At 65.7% G+C, this 17,787-nt stretch carries 12 protein-coding genes; 4 read left to right on the plus strand and 8 right to left on the minus strand.

Annotated elements, in window-relative coordinates; translation table 11 throughout:
* Nucleotides 1-5: 5 nt before the first annotated feature.
* Nucleotides 6-1,283, minus strand: a complete 1,278-nt coding sequence (locus tag HPO96_RS10615; protein ID WP_171673182.1) for an acetyl-CoA C-acetyltransferase — start codon at nucleotides 1,281-1,283, stop codon at nucleotides 6-8.
* Entirely contained in the window at nucleotides 1,280-2,011 is a 732-nt protein-coding gene (locus HPO96_RS10620) for a TetR/AcrR family transcriptional regulator (protein ID WP_171673183.1), read from the minus strand. Before HPO96_RS10620 ends, HPO96_RS10615 begins: the two co-directional genes overlap by 4 nt.
* 101 nt (nucleotides 2,012-2,112) lie before the next feature.
* Between HPO96_RS10620 and HPO96_RS10625 the strand changes: the two genes are divergently transcribed.
* On the plus strand, nucleotides 2,113-3,438 hold the full coding sequence (locus tag HPO96_RS10625; RefSeq protein ID WP_171673184.1) for an acyl-CoA dehydrogenase family protein: 1,326 nt from the start codon (nucleotides 2,113-2,115) through the stop codon (nucleotides 3,436-3,438).
* Between the two features lie 20 nt (nucleotides 3,439-3,458).
* On the opposite strand, the gene HPO96_RS10630 is transcribed toward HPO96_RS10625, so the two are convergent.
* Entirely contained in the window at nucleotides 3,459-4,724 is a 1,266-nt protein-coding gene (locus tag HPO96_RS10630) for a tyrosine-type recombinase/integrase (protein WP_171673185.1), read from the minus strand.
* A gap of 214 nt (nucleotides 4,725-4,938) precedes the next feature.
* Here HPO96_RS10630 and HPO96_RS10635 point away from each other — a divergent pair, with 214 nt between their 5' ends.
* Complete coding sequence (locus HPO96_RS10635) at nucleotides 4,939-5,439, plus strand: hypothetical protein (RefSeq protein WP_171673186.1); 501 nt, start codon at nucleotides 4,939-4,941, stop codon at nucleotides 5,437-5,439.
* 104 nt (nucleotides 5,440-5,543) lie between these two features.
* Complete coding sequence (locus tag HPO96_RS10640) at nucleotides 5,544-6,020, plus strand: hypothetical protein (RefSeq protein ID WP_171673187.1); 477 nt, start codon at nucleotides 5,544-5,546, stop codon at nucleotides 6,018-6,020.
* 4 nt (nucleotides 6,021-6,024) lie between these two features.
* On the opposite strand, the gene HPO96_RS10645 is transcribed toward HPO96_RS10640, so the two are convergent.
* Both HPO96_RS10645 and HPO96_RS10650 read right to left on the minus strand, forming a co-directional pair.
* Nucleotides 6,025-6,963: a hypothetical protein gene (locus tag HPO96_RS10645; protein WP_171673188.1), complete on the minus strand. Its 939-nt coding sequence runs from the start codon at nucleotides 6,961-6,963 to the stop codon at nucleotides 6,025-6,027.
* Nucleotides 6,960-8,408, minus strand: a complete 1,449-nt coding sequence (locus HPO96_RS10650) for a hypothetical protein (RefSeq protein ID WP_171673189.1) — start codon at nucleotides 8,406-8,408, stop codon at nucleotides 6,960-6,962. The genes HPO96_RS10645 and HPO96_RS10650 overlap by 4 nt, the downstream gene beginning before the upstream one ends.
* A 531-nt stretch (nucleotides 8,409-8,939) precedes the next feature.
* On the opposite strand from HPO96_RS10650, the gene HPO96_RS10655 reads away from it, so the two are divergent.
* Nucleotides 8,940-11,939, plus strand: a complete 3,000-nt coding sequence (locus tag HPO96_RS10655) for a DEAD/DEAH box helicase (protein ID WP_171673190.1) — start codon at nucleotides 8,940-8,942, stop codon at nucleotides 11,937-11,939.
* Between the two features lie 21 nt (nucleotides 11,940-11,960).
* On the opposite strand, the gene mobF is transcribed toward HPO96_RS10655, so the two are convergent.
* The 3 genes from mobF to HPO96_RS10670 all read right to left on the minus strand — a co-directional run bounded on the left by mobF (nucleotide 11,961) and on the right by HPO96_RS10670 (nucleotide 17,769).
* Nucleotides 11,961-15,596 carry a MobF family relaxase gene (gene mobF, locus HPO96_RS10660; RefSeq protein WP_171673191.1) on the minus strand — a complete coding sequence of 1,212 codons (3,636 nt, stop codon included), beginning with the start codon at nucleotides 15,594-15,596 and terminating at the stop codon, nucleotides 11,961-11,963.
* A gap of 365 nt (nucleotides 15,597-15,961) precedes the next feature.
* A complete protein-coding gene (locus HPO96_RS10665) occupies nucleotides 15,962-16,507 on the minus strand; it encodes a GNAT family N-acetyltransferase (protein WP_171673192.1) in 546 nt (181 codons plus the stop codon).
* Entirely contained in the window at nucleotides 16,504-17,769 is a 1,266-nt protein-coding gene (locus tag HPO96_RS10670; RefSeq protein WP_171673193.1) for an NsdA family TPR-like regulatory protein, read from the minus strand. Before HPO96_RS10670 ends, HPO96_RS10665 begins: the two co-directional genes overlap by 4 nt.
* Nucleotides 17,770-17,787 lie beyond the last annotated feature (18 nt).

Below are 17,787 nucleotides of genomic sequence, written 5' to 3' on the forward strand. Positions count from 1 at the left end.
TGCTCCTACTTCTCGAGGATGGCGACGACACCCTGGCCGCCCGCGGCGCAGATCGAGATCAGGCCACGGCCACCGCCGTTCTCGTCGAGTTGCTTGGCCAGCGCGGCGAGGATCCGCCCGCCGGTCGCCGCGAACGGGTGACCCGCGGCCAGCGAGCTCCCGTTCACGTTCAGCTTGTCGCGGTCGATCTCGCCGAGCGGCGCGTCCAGACCGAGCCGCTCCTTGCAGAAGATCGGGTCCTCCCAGGCCTTCAGCGTCGCCAGCACCTGGGACGCGAACGCCTCGTGGATCTCGTAGTAGTCGAAGTCCTGCAGGGTGAGCCCGGCTCTGGCGAGCATCTTGGGCACGGCGTACGCGGGGGCCATCAGCAGGCCCTCGGCGCCTTTCACGTAGTCGACCGCGGCGGTCTGCGAGTGGGTCAGGTAGGCGAGCGGGCGCAGGCCGTGCTCCGCGGCCCACTCGTCGGTCGCGAGCAGGACGGCGGAGGCGCCGTCCGTCAGCGGGGTCGAGTTGCCGGCCGTCATCGTCGCGGTCTCGCCCTTGCCGAAGACCGGCTTGAGTTTGGCCAGCTTCTCCAGCGTGGTGTCGGGGCGCAGGTTCTGGTCCTTCTCGAGGCCGAGGTACGGCGTGATCAGGTCCTGCTGGAAGCCGCGGTCGTAGGCCTTGGCGAGGTTGATGTGCGAGCGATAGGTCAGCTCGTCCTGGGCCTCGCGGGTGATGCCCCACTCCAGCGCGGTCAGCGCGGCGTGGTCGCCCATCGACTTGCGCGTCCGCGGCTCGGCGTTGCGGGGGATCTCGGGGACGACGTCCTTCGGGCGGACCCGGGCGAGCACCTTCAGCCGGTCCTGGGCGGACTTGGCCCGGTTCAGGTCGAGGAGGATGTTGCGCAGCCGGTCGTTGACCGCGATCGGCGCGTCGGACGCGGTGTCGACGCCGCCCGCGATCCCGGCGTCGATCTGGCCGAGCGCGATCTTGTTGCCGACCAGGATCGCCGCCTCGAGCCCGGTGCCGCAGGCCTGCTGGATGTCGTACGCCGGGGTGGTCGCGGCGAGCTTGGAGCCGAGCACGACCTCGCGGACCATGTTCCAGTCCCGGGCGTGTTTGAGGACGGCGCCGGCCACCACCTCGCCGACCTCCTGGCCGCCGAGCCCGGCCCGGTCCACCAGGCCGTTGATCGCGGCGGTGAGCATGTCGGAGTTCGACGAGTGGCGGTAGGTCTTGTCCTGCCGGGCGAACGGGATCCGGTTGCCGGCGACAACGGCCACTCTGCGGGCTTCGGTCACGATCTGTCTCCTGCTCTGCGGGCTTTCTTGGGTACCTCGTAGGCGAACCGGCCGACCGCGGTCGCCAGCGTCGCGGTGATCGCGGTCTCCCGGACCGTGCTCACCTCGGCATGATGCACGACCGGATGGCCCGGTTTCCCGGTCGACACGATCAACCCGACCCTTGCCATGTGCAACGATCCGAGCGTCTGGGTGTAGAGATGGTTGGCCAGGTAGGCGGTGTCCGCGGTGGCGAACACGCCGGCCCGCTGACCGGCGTCCAGGACGGTGGCGATCCGGCCGAGGGCGGCGGCCATCGCCGTCCCCAGCGTCACCATCACCGGCTCGGTGATCTCGCCGAACAGCTCCTCACCGGTCCGCCGCAGCAGGCTCATCGCGCAGTCGGTGAAGGCCGGGAACTCCAGGCAGAAGTCGACGAACACCTCGCTGAGCGCCTTCAGCCGGTTCAGCGGGGCGCGGCGGGGGTTGTCGACGGCCTGCAGGCGCTCGTCGAGCTCGCCGAGGTAGTCGACCAGCGTGAGCGCGAAGAGCTCCTCCTTGCCGGAGAAGTGCCGGTAGATCAGCGCCTTGTTGATCCCGACCCGCTTGGCGATGTCGTCGATCTGGGCGTCGATCGTGCCGCGCTCGTCGAACAGCTCGCGGGTGGCCCGGATGATGTCCCGCTCCCGGTCGCGCCGACGCTCCGCCGTGGTCCGGCGGCGTCCGATCGCGAGCAGCGCGGAGCTCATGTACCGATCTTAGCCACAGTGGTACCCCCTGGTGCAAACGACGGTTACACTCATCAGTAACATTTGGCTCGGTACCCCCTGTATGCCGCCGGAGGATGTTGATGACGATGACCGACCCGAAGCCCGCGGTCTCCACCGATGTGATGGCCCTGGCCGGTGAGCTCGGCGCCGAACGGTCGCGGCCGGGCTGGAGCCCGTTCTCGTTCGCCCTGAACGACGAGCAGCGCGAGATCCAGGCCTGGGCGCACACCTTCGCCGCCGACGTGATGCGCCCGGCCGCCGCCGAGTGGGACGAGCGCGAGGAGACCCCGTGGCCGGTCATCCAGGAGGCCGCGAAGATCGGCCTCTACGGCCTCGACGCGAACGTGAACCTCTTCGTCGACCCCTCCGGCCTGCTGCTGCCCCTCGTCCACGAGGAGCTGTTCTGGGGTGACGCCGGGATCGGCATGTCGCTGAAGGGCACCGGGCTGGCGTCGTCCGCCATCTTCTCCAACGGCACCCCCGAGCAATGGAGCCAATGGATGGGCCGCTGCTACGGCACCCCGGACGACGTCCAGGTCGCCGCCTTCTGTTCGTCCGAACCCGGCGCCGGCTCCGACGTCTCCGCCATCCGCACCCGGGCGACGTACGACGAGAAGACCGACGAATGGGTCATCAACGGCCAGAAGGCCTGGGCCACCAACGGCGGTATCGCCGACATCCACGTCGTCGTCGCCACCGTCGACCCCGACCTCGGCACCAAGGGCCAGGCCGCCTTCGTCGTCCCGCGCACCGAGGTCCACGGCCTCGAACAAGGCACGAAGCTGCGCAAACACGGCCTGCGCGCCTCGCACACCGCCGACGTCTTCTTCGACAACGTCCGCATCCCCGCCGCCAACGTCCTCGGCGGCAAGGAAAAACTCGACGCCCGCCTCGCCAAGGCCCGCGAAGCCGCCGCCTCGAACGCCGGCCGCAACGCCTCGATGGCCACCTTCGAAATGACCCGCCACATCGTCGGCGCCCAAGCCATCGGCATCGCCCGCGCCGCCTACGAGTTCGCCCTCGACTACGCCAAAGGCCGCGAACAGTTCGGCCGCCCCATCATCGACAACCAGGGCATCGCCTTCAAACTCGCCGACATGGCCCTCGAGATCGACGCCGCCCGCCTCCTGGTCTGGCGCGCCGCCAACATGTCCGCCGCCCTCATGCGCGGCGAGTCCCCCAACTACCAGCACGGCGAAGGCTCCATGGCCAAACTCAAAGCCGGCGAAGTAGCCGTCAAAGTCACCGAAGAAGCCATCCAAATCCTCGGCGGCAACGGCTACACCCGCGAATACCCCGTCGAACGCATGCACCGAGACGCCAAAATCTACACAATCTTCGAAGGCACCTCCGAAATCCAGCGCCTCGTCATCTCCCGCGCGATCTCGGGGATGCGCATCCGCTGACGTTTCTGCAGGTCAGAGACCTATTTGAAGTTCGTCTGAGTATGGGCCGCCGTCCGGCTCCCACGAGGTAGGGGGGAGCGTACGGCGGCCCGCTCCGTCCCTGCTCCGTGAGACTTCAGTGAGAAGATCGCGGCCAGCCGATTGTCCACCGCCTTGCGCGCCCGCTCGTGCGATGAAGGCAGCATGTGGGTGTACAGCCGGAGAGTGAATCCAGGGTCTCCGTGGCCGAGGTACTCCGCAAGCTCCTTGATGTTCACCCCGTCAGCAAGAGTGATGCTCGCGAAGTAGTGCCGCAACGCGTGCATCCCGTTCTCCCGGCTGGAGACATACTGCCTCCTGCCCCGTCGGTCCACCTTCGGTTCTTGAATGACTCCTGCTGCGAACAGCGCCGGCTTCCACACCAACTCGTCGTACGTCCGAGCTCGGATGTGCTTGTCGTCCGTCCACCGGAACAACAGGCTCACGGTCCGCGGCTCACCGTCGACTTTCTCCCAGGGCAACGTGTACGGACGCGGCCGGTGCGCCTCAATGTGCTCCTTGAGGACCAGCGCCGCCCCATCCGACATCGGAACTGTCCGCTCAGTGTCGTTCTTCGGTAGCGCGAACACGAACTCGCGACCGAGCTTCTTGATCTGCCGCCGTACGTGGATGACCTTGGCTTCGAAGTCGATGTCCTCCTCGGCCAACCCGAACAACTCACGCTGGCGCAACCCGCACGCGGCCCCAACAGACGCGATCGGTCGATACTCCGGCGGATGAGCTGCCACGATCCGCAGGACGACGTCATCGCCCCAGGCGACGATCCGGCCGCTCTTCTCCGCAGGCACCTTGACCACTCGCGCCTTCGCCGGGTTCTTCTTGATCGTCTCGTCATCCACCGCCAGGTCAAGCGACCCGTGCAACACGAGAAACGCAGTACGCGCAGTCGACGACCCGAACCGCGCATCGAGTTCGGCGACCCACCCAGCAATCTCCGACGGCTTGATCGCCCGCAGTTGCCGCCGCCCGAACACCGGATTCACATGCAACCGCAGCGCCGACTCGTACTTGATCAGACTCGACGGATCCACCACCCGAGAGGCAAGCCACCGCCCGGCGACCTCCTCGAACCGCACCTTCCCAGCCTCGGGGTCGATGTACTCCCCACGCTCCCGATCCGTCTCCATCGCATTCGCATGCCGCTCAGCCGGCCCCTTCGTGCTGAACGCTTTCGTCCGCTCCCGCCCCTCAGGATCGACCCACCCCGCAAGCCACCGCTTCCCGCGCCCCCACCGTGCGGTCCGCACCCGCTGAGTAGTCCCATCAGCCTGCTTCTGAGGCCGAGTCCATTGATCTCTGACGAATGCCATGCCGCCGCCTCCGTTGTAGTCGAACTCCGGCGGCTCAACGCGTGGACGGCGGATGATTTGGACCCGTCGCCTGCGTGAGCGATCTCTCGACACAACCGAGCTCGGCTGCAAGCCTCGGGGTGTGAGCAGAGCGTGTGTAATCGTCGGCCTGGTGCTGACGTTGGTGGGGACTGTGCTGGCGGCTGCTGCATTGGTGGGGGACTGGCGTGCCCACCGCGGGGGAGAGCCGCTGATCCCGCTGTCCGGACGCCTCTGGCGGTGGTTCAAGAAACGAGTGCTTCTGCGCAAACCGAGCGTGCACCGGGTCAGCGTTGGCCGAGCGACCTCATGGGATGTCGCTGCTGCAGCCACTGGTTACTCGGCCCCGCCGAGCAATGCGCCGGTGGATGTCCAGATGAGATTCGTCCGTGAGCGGCTGATTGCGTTGGAGCGCAGAATCGGGTCGGAGCGCCAGGAAGTCGATCAGAAGATCGCCCGCGTGCAAGAGGCAACCCAGGCCATGAATGCACGCTCAGAGTCCTCACTGAACGAGCTGCGGGAGACGGTTCGAGACCTTGCCACCGGCAGTGTCCGGCTGGAACTGCTTGGTTTGATCCTGGTTGGTGTCGGTTCAGTGATCGCCGCTGTGCCGTCGGCGTTCGCGTGGCCGTAACTGGTTGAGCCTACGCGTCGTGCGGGTAAGTGACGACACACACTCCAGGCACGATGAGTCTGACTGCCGCTACTCTATGTAATCACAGGGTGGGGGTGGGTCGGGTGGTGAAGAAGCGCCAGCGGTCGACGAAGATCGGTGATGTGGCGGTGATGGCCGTCGTTGGCGTCGTTGCGTACTACGGGTATCCGCCGGCGCAGAGTCTGTTGGTTTGGATCTTCGGGCTTCCGGCGGTCTTGCTGTTCTGGTGGTTGTTCTTGATGCCGACCCAGTGTGACTACATGACGCAGCGGATGAAGCCGTGTGACCGTGGCGTGCGGGGTAAGGCGCGGGGATGCTGGACCCACGGCCGATGGAAGCGCGATGCGATGTTCGCCGCCATGGGTGGGAGGAACCCAGGGCAACGATTCCGAATGGTGTGGTCCGCGCCTGCCCCGTCAGCGAGGAGCAGCCGGTCGAGACCTGTTGGCGATGCGGAGAGTCGGGAAGCTAACGCCTCGCAGGGCGCCTACAACCTGGTGATGCTGATCGCGACGCTTGTCAGTGCGGTGGCAGCGGTCGTCGCGCTCGTGCCTCGTTGACCGGCTAACTCCAGCCCCAGCGGCGAGGTTTGGTGACGTAACGGACAGGGATTTCGGAGGGGTGGAGCGGTCGGTCGACGACCGGGCGTACGGACTCGGGAGTGATGCGGTCGTCTTCCAGTTCTCGGGCGAAGGTGTGAGCGAGTTCGAGATTGCCTTCGTCGGCGAGGGCGTCGATGAGGCGATTGGCCAGGGCTTCCACACGGAGACTCTCAGCCTCGGCCGCGGTGAGGCGCTCCTGGAGAGTGACTGCGCGATGGCCGCACCATTGGCGGAGCAGCTCGTGAACTGGGCGGTGGTGCTTGCGATACCACTCGTACTCCCACTCCGGGTCGGTCTCGTACTCGCCGGCCTTGCTGCCGTGCTTCGACTTCTCCCGCAGCTCCTTCTCCTCCTCGATGACGGAGTCGAGGACCGGCATGGGGTTCTTGCGGCAGGCGTACTCGGCAATCAGTAATGTGCCCTCCCGTGACAGCAGGGTCTTCCCATCGAGTTCGAACGACGCCACACGGCTCGTAAGCTCAGCGAGCGGCAGACCGGTCAGGCCCTCCAGGGCTTCGGGATTGTCCACGCTGGTGACATAACGAAGAGGAGCCCAGAGCCGGTGGGCGATCGCGCGGTCGATGAGCAACTCGTATGCCGTGACAGTCGCTGACTCCTCGGCGTCGGTGAGCTCGAACTCGTCCAGGCGCTCCCAGCCGGCCATGAGTTCGTCGTAGCGCTCGATGCGGTTCCACGGGCCGTGCAGTCTGTTAGCCGGCACGTTCTCCGTGCTGCCGGCGGCCTCTCCGTCGCAGAAAGCGACCTCGGCGCGGTAGCTGCGCTTGCTCGCCTGTACGGCGGTGATCCGGACGCGTTCGGACGACGCGAATGTGCGAGCTCGATAGATCCATTCGGCGCCGACCTCGGGTACCAGATCGTCGTCGGCCCACAGCCAGTTCAACTTTGCCTGCCTTCTGCATCGACTGCGTGCTGGTGCCACCAGTTGACGCGGGCTCGAGGCCGCGGCGAGAGTGTGCGGTACTCCTTCTCTGGCTTGAGCGGGCTCCACCCGTTCAAGTACGGACGAAGATCATCGGGCTGCGGCTCGCGGTCGATGTCGTCTAGTTGATCGGGCGTGGTAGCCGGGTCCAGCGCGTCGGCGGCAGCGCGGGCCCACTCGATCCACTGGGGCAGATGCTCGGCGTTCGGGTGGCTTGCGGCCCGTTCAAGGGCGGAGCAGAAGGTCCGGATCTGATCAGCGGCCGTCCATTGGTCGTAGGCCTGGCGAAACTTGCTGCGCCGTACGTCCTCCAGCGCCAGACCACGAGCTGAGATCATCGCGGCCCTCCACTGACTGCGCTCCTCGGCCTCCTGACGAGCCCACCGTGCCTGCTGCTGCACCCACTCCCGTTCGGCCTCGAGCCGGACGCGCTCGTCTTCGGCCAAGCCCTCGCGGAGCTCCGTCATGATGTCACCGAGGCGTCGTTCGAGGCGGGCACCCTTCAGGTCTGTCCAGGTGTACTTCTCGTCGGATCTTGCCCGCCCGATCTGAAGCTTCAGACGTCCGCAGGCAACCTTCTCGTACGCGGGAGGTGGCCGCCAGAATCGCCCACGAAGAGCTCGGCGGTCCTCCTCGGTGGTGACGTGACGAACCTCGTCGTACTCCTCTTCCAGGATCAACTCTCGCTGCCAGTGGCCGGCCTGAAAGAAGATCTTCGGCGCCTGTGGCTTCGTGTTGACACCGATGCTGTACCCCGCGGCAACAGCCGCCTTGGCCAGGGAGCCGATGAACTTGATTGCCCGCGGCATCGACGATTCGGTGACGTTGAGGCACTGCGGCCTCTCGGTGACCACCGCAAGGAGGGCCTGCGGGTCGGTGATCGTTCGGCGGATGTTCAGCCGGATCCGGTTCCAGTCGGTGACATCGACTGGCCGGCCTTGCGAGAGGCGGATGATGAGGTCGCCTTGATCCCGTCCGGTGTGGAGCAGTTCGAGTCCGTCCGGAACCAGACCTTCCTGCTTGCACAGGTGCAGCAAGCGACGGTAGCCCGCGCGCTCGTCCGCGGTGGGGTTCGGCAGCCGAAGTGTGTCACCTTCTGCTCGCAAGCGTTCTATGAAGCGCCGTGCTTGTTCGACATCGGGTCCGCTGCCGGTCCCTACAGCCCGTTTGGCCCGGGCAGGCGGTGGCTGTTTGGGTGGAGGTCCTTGCTCCAGATAGTCTCTGCCCGCAGCGGTGATCCGTGCGCGCCAGACCCCGCCCTTCCGGGTGACGTCGACGAGGTGCCGCCGCTGTAGCGCCCTGGCGGATGTCCTGTAAGCGACCCCCTCCGGGCTACTCAGATCATCACCGTCCGCGATGCGGTTCAGCAGATCGAGTTGAGCATCTGTGAGTTCGTTCCGGGGCACAGGCCGAGTCATTCATAGCGAGGTGTCCAACGGCAAGAGTCGAGACTCAATGTGTTCGCCTTAGACGGCACGTGAGCAAGTACCACAGAGCGTGCCGGGACTGGTTGCTGAGCAGTTACTGCCCGCACTGCTCCTTCCCCAGGGTCAGCTGGATGCACCTCAGCGTCCGGCGGACCACCTATCCAGCTGGGCAGCGGCCGTTAGCGGATTTCAGGCCGGCCGGTTGCCAATCAGGCCGAGGGCCTGCACGCACGACAGGCAGGGCTCCGTCGCCACATCGTCGCCCGCGTTAGCCGTGCGTCGAACCGTGGGCCGTGTACCTCACCCGTCATGAACGAGCCTAAGGGTGATCCGGCGAGTTGCGAGCGGTCCCCGGACGACGGCGTCGATCGTCCCAGTTGATGGCCGAGGCCCCTCGAAGCGACCGCTCCGTCTGTTCGAGCCGCAACGCTCCTAGAGTCCGGTCTCTGGCTGCCCGATGTAACGCAGAGCGACAGTCCACGATAGGCCGGGTGGGGAGGGGACACAGGTATGGTGACCATTGCTACGGACGATATCGACGGGAACGAGCTGTGGTGGCTCGCGACCGGACCGGGGTCCTGGGGTTCAAGACCCGTCGATGCTCAGACGGCTGAGACGAGCCTTCGCGGGCATTTCGTCTTTGCCGAGGAGACCTCGAAGCGGGCAGGGCTACGCACGCCGCAGCTGGGGGCGCTGCACGCGATTCTCGCCTACAGGTCGACGGAACAGACCGAGGCGATCACGATCGTCTTGCCGACGGGGACGGGCAAGACGGAGACCATGCTGGCCGCCTACTGCCACTCGCCGGCTCGCACTCTGGTCATGGTCCCGTCTGATGCGCTCAGGACTCAGATTGCGACCAAGTTCGTTGCGCTGGGCAAGCTGCCTGAGTTTGAGGCGGTTGTCGGTGACTTCCGGTGCCCTTCCGTTCTGGTGTTGACGAAGGCACCCTTGACGGAGGCTGCGGTCGACGAACTGGTCGCACCGGCGAACGTCATCGTCGCCACCGCACAGGTGCTGGCTACCTGCTCGGCAAAGGTGCGAAGCCGGCTCGCCGCCGCGTGTGCACGGCTGTTTGTTGACGAGGCTCATCATGAGGCAGCCCGCACGTGGCGAGCGGTGGTCGACGAGTTCATAGGTAAGGAAGTCGTGCAGTTCACAGCGACGCCGTACCGGGAGGACGGCAGGCACCTGAGCGGCAAGGTGGAGTACGCCTATCCGCTGCGGCTGGCGCAGAAGAACGACTACTTCGCGCGTATCGACTATCAGTCCGTAGTCGAGCTCGGCGATCCGGACCGAGCCGTCGCGACCGCGGCTGTGCAGCGGCTACGAGATGACCTGGCGGCAGGGCTCGATCATCTGTTGATGGCGCGGGCCGGATCGGTCGCGCGTGCGAAAGTACTGATCAAGCTTTACCAGGAGATCGCACCAGATCTGGCGCCGATTCGTCTGGATCGGCGAGTCGTGGCCGCCACCCGAGAGAAGCGCCTGACTTCTCTGCTGGACCGCACCAGCCGCATCGTCGTCTGCGTCAACATGCTCGGCGAGGGATTTGACCTCCCCGAGCTCAAGGTCGCGGCCATCCACGATCCGCAAAAGAGCCTGGCCGTCACGCTGCAGTTCATCGGTCGGTTCACACGTACAGGCAAGGAGTCACTGGGGAACGCCTCGGCCTTCGTGCCACTTCAGGTGGCTGGGATCGACGAACGACTTCGGCGGCTCTATGGCGAAGATGCCGACTGGAACGAGGTCATCCGAGATCTCACCGAGCACGCAGTGGGCGGGGCGAAGGAACGATCCGAGTTCGAGAAGGGATTCGGTACCCTGCCGCACGAGATTGCGATGCGCAGCATTCATCCGAAGATGAGTACGGTGACCTACCAGTCGTCGAGTCCGTTGAGCTGGACGCCGGAACGGATCTACGACCTCTTCGAAGACAGGCTGCTGACCACTCAACTGGGCATCAACAACGCACAGTCTGTCGTGTGGTGGGTCTCCCGTGAAACGGTCCCGGTACGCTGGGGCGAGTTCTCGAGCTTCAATGAGCTTGTCCACCATCTCTACGTGGTCCACGTAGACGATGCCGGCGGCTTCCTCTACATCAACAGCACCAACAAGGGTTCGATGCACGAGGATATCGCCCAGGCGATCGGCGGCGCGGACGTCTCGCTCGTCAATGGAGAGACGGTCTACCGCATCCTCGCCAAGGTTCAGCGCCGAACCCCCACGAATGTCGGCCTTCTGGACTCGGTCAGCCGCAACCGCCGATTCTCCATGTATGTCGGTCAAGACGTGCTGCAGGCGTGGAAGGGCGATGCCGCAACCAAGATGAAGACGAACATCTTCGCGCACGGATTCCATGAAGGACGGGTCGTCAGTTTCGGGGCCTCGCGGAAGGGCAAGGTCTGGAGCCACGAGCAGGCCCGAGACATCCACGACTGGGTGAGGTGGGCTCGAGAAATCGGTCCGGCCATCACCGACACCTCCGTCTCCCTGGACTCTGTCATGGCTGGGTTCCTTCTCCCGCACCCGGCGACGGAGCGCCCACCCCATGTGCCACTGGCCATCGAGTGGCCGTACCAGATCACTGCCACCCTGAGCGAGACACGCACCGTCAGCTATCAGTCGAAGTCCTTCTCGCTCCTGGAGACAGAGATGCGGCTCACCGATCATTCGGAGACCGGACCGCTACGGTTCCAGGTGGTCACCAGCGATTGGGCGCTCGACTTCGAGTTCGTGTTCCATCCCGACGGGCCGCCTGACATCATCCCGCTCGGTGACGACGGCGAAGTCACGACGCGCAACAGCACGATAAGCCTTGCCGCCTTTCTCACCCAACACGGGCTGCTCGTCACCTTCGCGGACGAAGTAGTGCTGGCCGAGCAAGGCTTCCTGCTCAAGCTGGATCGAGGAAAGTACCTCTATCCCAAGGACGATGTAGAAACTCCGAGCTGGAACGGCATCAATCTCAGGCGTGAGTCACAAGGCGATGAGCGAGACCCTACGAGCATTCAACATCGAGCGATCGAGTTGCTGTCCGCCGAGGCCGACTGGGATGTGATCGTGGACGACGACGGCACAGGTGAGCTGGCCGACATCGTCTGCCTCCGCAGCCATGGCGAGAAGCTCTACGTACTGCTTGCTCACTGCAAATACTCGTCCAAGGCGACGCCAGGAGCCCGGATCGGAGATCTCTACGACGTCTGTGGTCAGGCGATGAAGATGAACCGGGCGAAATCCATGCCTGAGCAGCTCGTGCGAAGACTGCTGAAGCGCGAACGAAAGCGCCAGAAGCAAGGGAAGAATCGCCTGATCAAGGGCGACCTCAAGGAACTGGCCGTGCTCGTGAACGAGGCACGGTTCCGCGAACTCGACGTCACGGTGGCTGTCGTCCAACCAGGAATGTCCGCGAGCAAGGCAAGCGAGGACATGCTGGCGCTCCTCGGCGCCACTGATCGGTTCCTGACAGAGACCTACCAGATGAGGTTCCGCGTCCTGGCCAGCATTTGACCGCTGAGTGCAGAGGACGCCTCATGACGGGGGTGGCGCCTCGGCTGGGTCGATGTCCCGCCCGTTACAGACGCCCGACGACTGACGGACAGGGGCGCCGAGCGGTGACGATGGCCTGATCTGGGCGGCTAACCGTTTGTAGTGACCGAGCTGGATTTGCTGATGCGCGGCTGGTTCGGTTCCGAGGACGTTCGGAGCCGTGATGCCGTAGCGCTCACGGTAGGCACAGATTCCGCGGATGATGCTCTCGAGGTCTGAAACAAGACCGGGATTCGGACGAGCCTGCAGGGCTGAGAGCCAGACCGGCCGATCGACGCCGGCCTGGTGTGCGAGCCAATCAGCACGGGCCGCGATGTGTGATTCGAGCTCGCGGAACGACACGACCAGGGTGGGGTCCGCAAGCTGTGTTGCGGGTAGCACCAGCCCTGCGATCAGGACGGGCTCCTGGCGCCGGGAACGATGGGTCAAGCGTTCGACTCGCGTGTGGAGTACGGCTGCGATGTCGTGCGAATCGGTGAGAGGGGTGAGGTGGGCTGCTCTGCGGAGTAGAGCAGGGACGTCGTGGCCGGTGGCCTCCGCGTGGCGGAGGGCGGCGAGGAGTGCGCCGTAGGCGGGTGAGGCCTGGAGGGCGGCCTGGTCGGAGGCGTCGAGGCCGCTGGAGGTGACGGCTCCTGCGAAGCGCGAGCGTGCGTCTATCTGGGAGAGGTGTTCGTGGATGGGAATGAGGTGGTCGAGGCGGGTGGCGTTGTCGAGTTCTTGGCGCATTACTTCGTGGGCGGAGAGTTCGACGCCGGGGTTGTCGAGGACGGCTTCGAGAACGTCTCGCATGGTCTGCTCGAAATGGGGTTCGTGGAGGTCTGGGGAGGGTTGGTGGGTCGCGACGTACGCGTGGTTGGTGTGGCGGCCGCGGGTCATGCCGACGTACAGGAGGGCTCGGGTGAGTTGGTCGCTGACGACGAGGTGGGCGGTGTCGACGGTGGCGCCTTGGGCTCGGTGGGCTGTGGTGGCGTAGGCGAGTTCGACGGATTCTTGGACGTAGGTGGTGGGGAGCGTGACGGTTTCGTCTGTGTTGTTTTGGACGGTGAGGGAGCCGTCGGGCCAGCGGTGGATGACGGTCCAGTGGTCGCCGTTTTGGACGAAGCCGGTGGGGGAGTAGCGGAGTCGTCGGTTGTTGAGGCGGGTGACGATGTGGTCGCCGAGGCCGACGTGGGTGCCGTCGTGGAGTTCGATGCCGTCGGGTTCTACTTCGCCGGTGGTGATGCGGTCGAGGCGGGCGCGGGCGTTGAGGCGGGCGACGGTGGCGTTGTCGGCGGCGATGAGGAGGCTGGTTCGGCCGGCGCGGGTGTCTGTTTGCCAGGCTTGGTAGGCGGCGGTTTCCATGTCGTCGGAGGGGCCGGCGGTGAGGCGGTTGTGGTCGTCGTAGGTGTCGATGATGCTGAGGCTGCCGGTTCGGAGGGCGAGGCTGGCGTCGCGTTCCCAAGGGTTGGTGAAGCGCCAGACGTCGCTGAGTTCGGCGGCGTTGGTGTCTTTGGCGATGAGGCGGAAGGCGCCGCCGGTGTCGGCGGCGCCGAGTTGGGCGTCGTCTCCGACTAGGAGGAGTTTGGCGCCGGCCGCGTCGGTGGCGCGGGCGAGGGTGGCGAGTTCCATGGTTCCGGCCATGGAGGCTTCGTCGACGATGACAAGCTGGTCTTGGTGGAAGTGCCATCGGTCGTGTTCGGCGCGGAGCGCGGCGAGTCGAGCGGTGAGTCGGCTGGCGCGGAGTTTGCGGCGGGCGCGGTTCGCGAGCTGTAGGGCGTACTCGGTCTCCCGGATGCGCTGTCGGCGGGTCTCGGCGCCGAGGCCGACGGATTCGTAGATCCACTTGGCGATGTTGTCGGAGGGGGAGCCGATGGCGTCGGACAGGACGGTTGCGGCCGCGGACGACGGTGCGAGGGCGATGATCGAACCTTCGCCGTGGGCGGCCTTCCAGACTGTCGTGAGGTGGGCGAGCAGGCGGGTCTTCCCGGTGCCGGCCGGACCGATGGGGGCTTCGACTTTCTGGCCGCTGGTGGCGATCCGGTGGAGTGCTTTCAGCTTGTCGTCGCTCAGATCGGCGGCCGGGCGGGGGATTATCGGGCCGATGGTGTCGCGGGCGAGGTCGAGGAGGACGGCTTCGGCCCCGAGGATGACGGGGGAGGTGTAGATCTGCCCGTTGTGGATGGTGAAGACGCTCTCGCCGTTCTCGCGGGTGGCTGAGGTGGTGACGAGGTCTGCCGTGGTGAGGCTGATCGAGTGGAGTTCGGCGGCCTGGACGATGGCTTGGAGGGCCGCGAACCGTTCGTCGGGGGAGATGAATCGCAGGAGCCGGGTGTGGCGGGCTGTTTCGGCCAGAAGGTTCCAGCGGTTCCAGGTCGCACGCTTGTTCTGCAGCGTCAGGACGGTGGCCGCGCCGTACGCGTCGACCGTCTCGGCGCTGAGGTCGGTGAGGGCGAGGGGGCGTTGTTCGTCGTGGGCGAGTGATCGCTGGATGATCTCGATGACGCCGCTCCCGACTGCTTGAGCGGCGCGCTTCTTCCATTCGGACGTGAGGTCGGACAGGGGCCGGGTGTGTTCCTTGGGCGGCCGGTTGAGGAGAGTCGCCTGCTGTCTGAGGACGTACATCTCGCGACGGCTCGGCGGATGCAAAGCGTCGCCACGCTCGTCCAGGAGGGTTGCGAGGTTGGTCTCGATCTGTGTGGTTCTGGCGGAGAATTCGCGGATCAGTTCGTCAGGAATGGTCTCGATTTCGAAGGCGGGGTTGCGCTGTTTTCCGCGTTCTCGGAGCTCCCAGTCGACGCAGAGTCGGCGGGTGAGGCCGTCGGCGAGGAGGACGTTGTGGATCTCGGACATGGCTACGGTGGCGCGGTGGAGGACGCGGCTGTCGAGGGTGCGCCAGGCGCCGTCGGTTTTGCCTTGGACGCGGTTGGCGACGACGACGTGGGTGTGGAGTTGGGGGTCGCCGCTGCGGCTGTCCCAGTGGTCGAAGGCTGCTGCGACGAGCCCGCGGGTGTCGATCTGAGCGATGCCTTGTTCGCCGGTTCGGCTGAAGGCCGCGTGTTGCTCGATGAGGCGTACGACGGCGTGAACAGCGTCGTGATGGGCGGCGACGATCTGTTCCTGGGTGCCGATGTCGGCGATCGCCCAGAGGGCTGAGACTGACTTGACGGGTGAGAAGGTGAAGTCGAACCCGGCGACGGCCTGCTGGGTCTCTTCGCGCCTCGCGGCCTTGTGAATCTGGGCGATCACCGCCGCCCGCTCCACCTCGCTGAGGCTGTTCGGGAGTTCCTGGATCTGGTCTGCGACGCGCTGAGCGGGGGTCTTGTAGACCGGGTAAGGGCGGCCCAGTTGGCGGCCGTTCAACGGGTCTTTGCCTTGGCCGAACAAGGCCGCCATCTGATCCTCGGTCACCGTGTTCCCCGGGCGTAGCGAGCCGTCGCCGAGGCCGGGGAGACCGGTTCCGAGCCATCGACCCGGCGGGTATCCGGTGGCGGTGTAGTACGCCGTCAGAGGGGTCGCCATGCGGTGGTCGACGTCGCCGGAGGCGATGTGGCGCAGGAGATAGTTGTAGCCGTCGCCGGCCGTCATGCGATGGATGCTCAGCATCGCGCCGAGCCCCTCGAACGGATGGATTCGCAGCACCTGATGTAGCCCATGTGCGGATCAACGCGCGAGCCCGGAGGTATCGGATCGGGTGGGCGCGGGACCGACGGCTCCATAAGTGCCAGAAGTGTGCCGGATTTGACCTTGCCCCAAGGCGCGAAAAGTTGTCCTCGGCATCCGTTCAGCTGCCACGCCTCAGGCGGGCAGTCCTGGATCACGTGATCCAGGACTCAGCAGGGGAGGACAGGTGAGCGATACAAGCGATCAAGTTCGCCGACGGATCGTCGACCCCGTGCGAGACGCGGACGTGATCTTTGAGCGAGGAGGACCACGAGGGCCGTCGCCTGCCGAGCGATGACCGCGTCCAGCCGCTACCGGCTCGGCATCCCGCCGTACCAGTGCCTCTATTCCGAGTCTGTGCTTCGGATCATCACAGTCAGAAGTGGTGAGGCCGGCGATGGTTGGCTGTGGCCGATGTCCGTGTATCCCCATGACCTGTACAAAGCGTGCACCTTGCCGTCACCGGCGGCTGGATTGACCATGAGGGTGACGAACGCCTCTGTGCGCGCGGCTACGAGCGCGTCGTGAATGCGGCGACCTGTGCCTGTCTTGCGCCAGGCGGAGCGAACGCCGATCTCTTTGAGCGCCGCGGTCGGCTGTTCGGTGTACTCGTCGGAGGGTGGCGGCGTCGTGCGTTCCCAGTACCGGTCACCGTGCTCGATCGTGTTTGCGTAGGCGTAGCCGACGGGAAAGCCGTCTGCGTAGGCGAGGACTGCCAGGAAGCCCGGTTCTGCTCCGTGCCGGTCCAGTCGTTCGCCGAATGCTGTGACGGCGTAGTTGGGGAGGTGGAGGAGCGGAGCGCGTACGTCGGCGTACACGTCGACCAGATCGTTGCGGACGGGATCGACGGTGGTGAATGTGCGCAGTTCGAGAGTGGACGTCGCGGTCATGCAGGGGTCCTCCAAGTGGCCACGTGCTCGTTCCAGGTCTGAACAATGGAGCTGCCTGCGGCGGTGGCCCGTAGGGCGGCTCCGAATTCTTGGAGCATGCGCGTCACGCGCGCATGCTGTGTGGCCGCTTCCGCGGAGACCTTCATGGCCGTAGCAGTGGCGACGTCAGGCATCTTCTGTGCGAGCTGGGCGTGGGCGAGCCGGGTGGTTGTGATGGCTTGTGACCGGACCATGTGGGGTCGGAGCGCGGACAGCGAGCGGTGGCCGTGGAACTCGGCAGTTGCGTAGTCGCCCAGTGCCAAGTAAGCCGACAGGGCCAACGAGTCGAGCTCTGCTTGGTCGTAGAAGGCGAGCATCCACGCTGGGCGCTCGTCAGAGGGGCCCGCGCGAAGCATCGCGTCCTGTGCCTGGCCGAAGGACCGCCGGGCCGCGGTGGAATCTTGAGCGGCACCGTGAATCGCTCCCTGACGAGCGAGGCCCAATGATGCGAACAAGGAATCGCGGCGTGTGAGGTGCAAGTTGCGCGCGACGTCGTTTGCGGCGATGCCGTCAGCCGGCCGCCCTGTGTGCCGATAGAAGGTTCCGGCGTGGCTCCAGATGCGGAACTTAATTGCCTGGTCGCCGGACATCTCGGCGAGTGCCTGAGCTTCCCGCATGTGAACCATCGCTGTATCGAACCGGCGTCCGTCGATTGCGGCCCACATGGCCGAGGAGCGGAACGCTGCTGCTGAGGCGTAGAGGCTGCTACGTACGCGCTGCGTTGCTCCTCCGGCATTCTGGAGGTTGAGTGCCTGGCCGGCCAGCGCGCTGGCTCGCTGTTCGATGTCCAGTTGGCCGCCGTGGCGGTGATCGCTGGCGATGATCTCGGCGAAGCGTTGTTGCAGCCGATCGACGTCGCTCATGCCGAGCCGGCGTTGCCCGGTACCGGGAGCCGAGGAGGCTGCGGCTACTGCCGCGGCGATGCCGCCGACGAGCGTTCGACGCTTCATGTCGGCGACCTCCTGCGGCCGAAGGGAAGGGACCTTTCGGAACCCTAGGGCAGCGATGGGAAGACCTGTTAGGGACTCCAGTGCGGCGCGGGTTGCGGACTTAGGCCATTTCACGCGGCCGGCCTTCCAGTCCCGCACTGAGGAGCCGTCGAGGCCGCCGGGTTTTCCAGTCACCTGTTCCAGTGCCTGGTTCACCGCCTCAGCAAGGCTGTTGGAGCTGTGACCGTGCTCGGCCATCCACTCCTCGAGCGCTGAGTTGCGTGTGCTTCCCATTCGAGAACGGTAACCCTC

Origin of the sequence: Kribbella sandramycini (assembly GCF_013131805.1) — a bacterium.
In the GTDB taxonomy this organism is placed as follows: Bacteria; Actinomycetota; Actinomycetes; order Propionibacteriales; family Kribbellaceae; genus Kribbella; species Kribbella sandramycini.

What these genes read in the sequence shown, in the direction of transcription:
- HPO96_RS10670 (WP_171673193.1), bottom strand. Translation starts at nt 17,769, where the DNA reads ATGGGAAGCACACGCAACTCAGCGCTCGAGGAGTGGATGGCCGAGCAC.
- HPO96_RS10620 (WP_171673183.1), bottom strand. Translation starts at nt 2,011, where the DNA reads ATGAGCTCCGCGCTGCTCGCGATCGGACGCCGCCGGACCACGGCGGAG.
- HPO96_RS10655 (WP_171673190.1), top strand. Translation starts at nt 8,940, where the DNA reads ATGGTGACCATTGCTACGGACGATATCGACGGGAACGAGCTGTGGTGG.
- HPO96_RS10665 (WP_171673192.1), bottom strand. Translation starts at nt 16,507, where the DNA reads ATGACCGCGACGTCCACTCTCGAACTGCGCACATTCACCACCGTCGAT.
- HPO96_RS10625 (WP_171673184.1), top strand. Translation starts at nt 2,113, where the DNA reads ATGACGATGACCGACCCGAAGCCCGCGGTCTCCACCGATGTGATGGCC.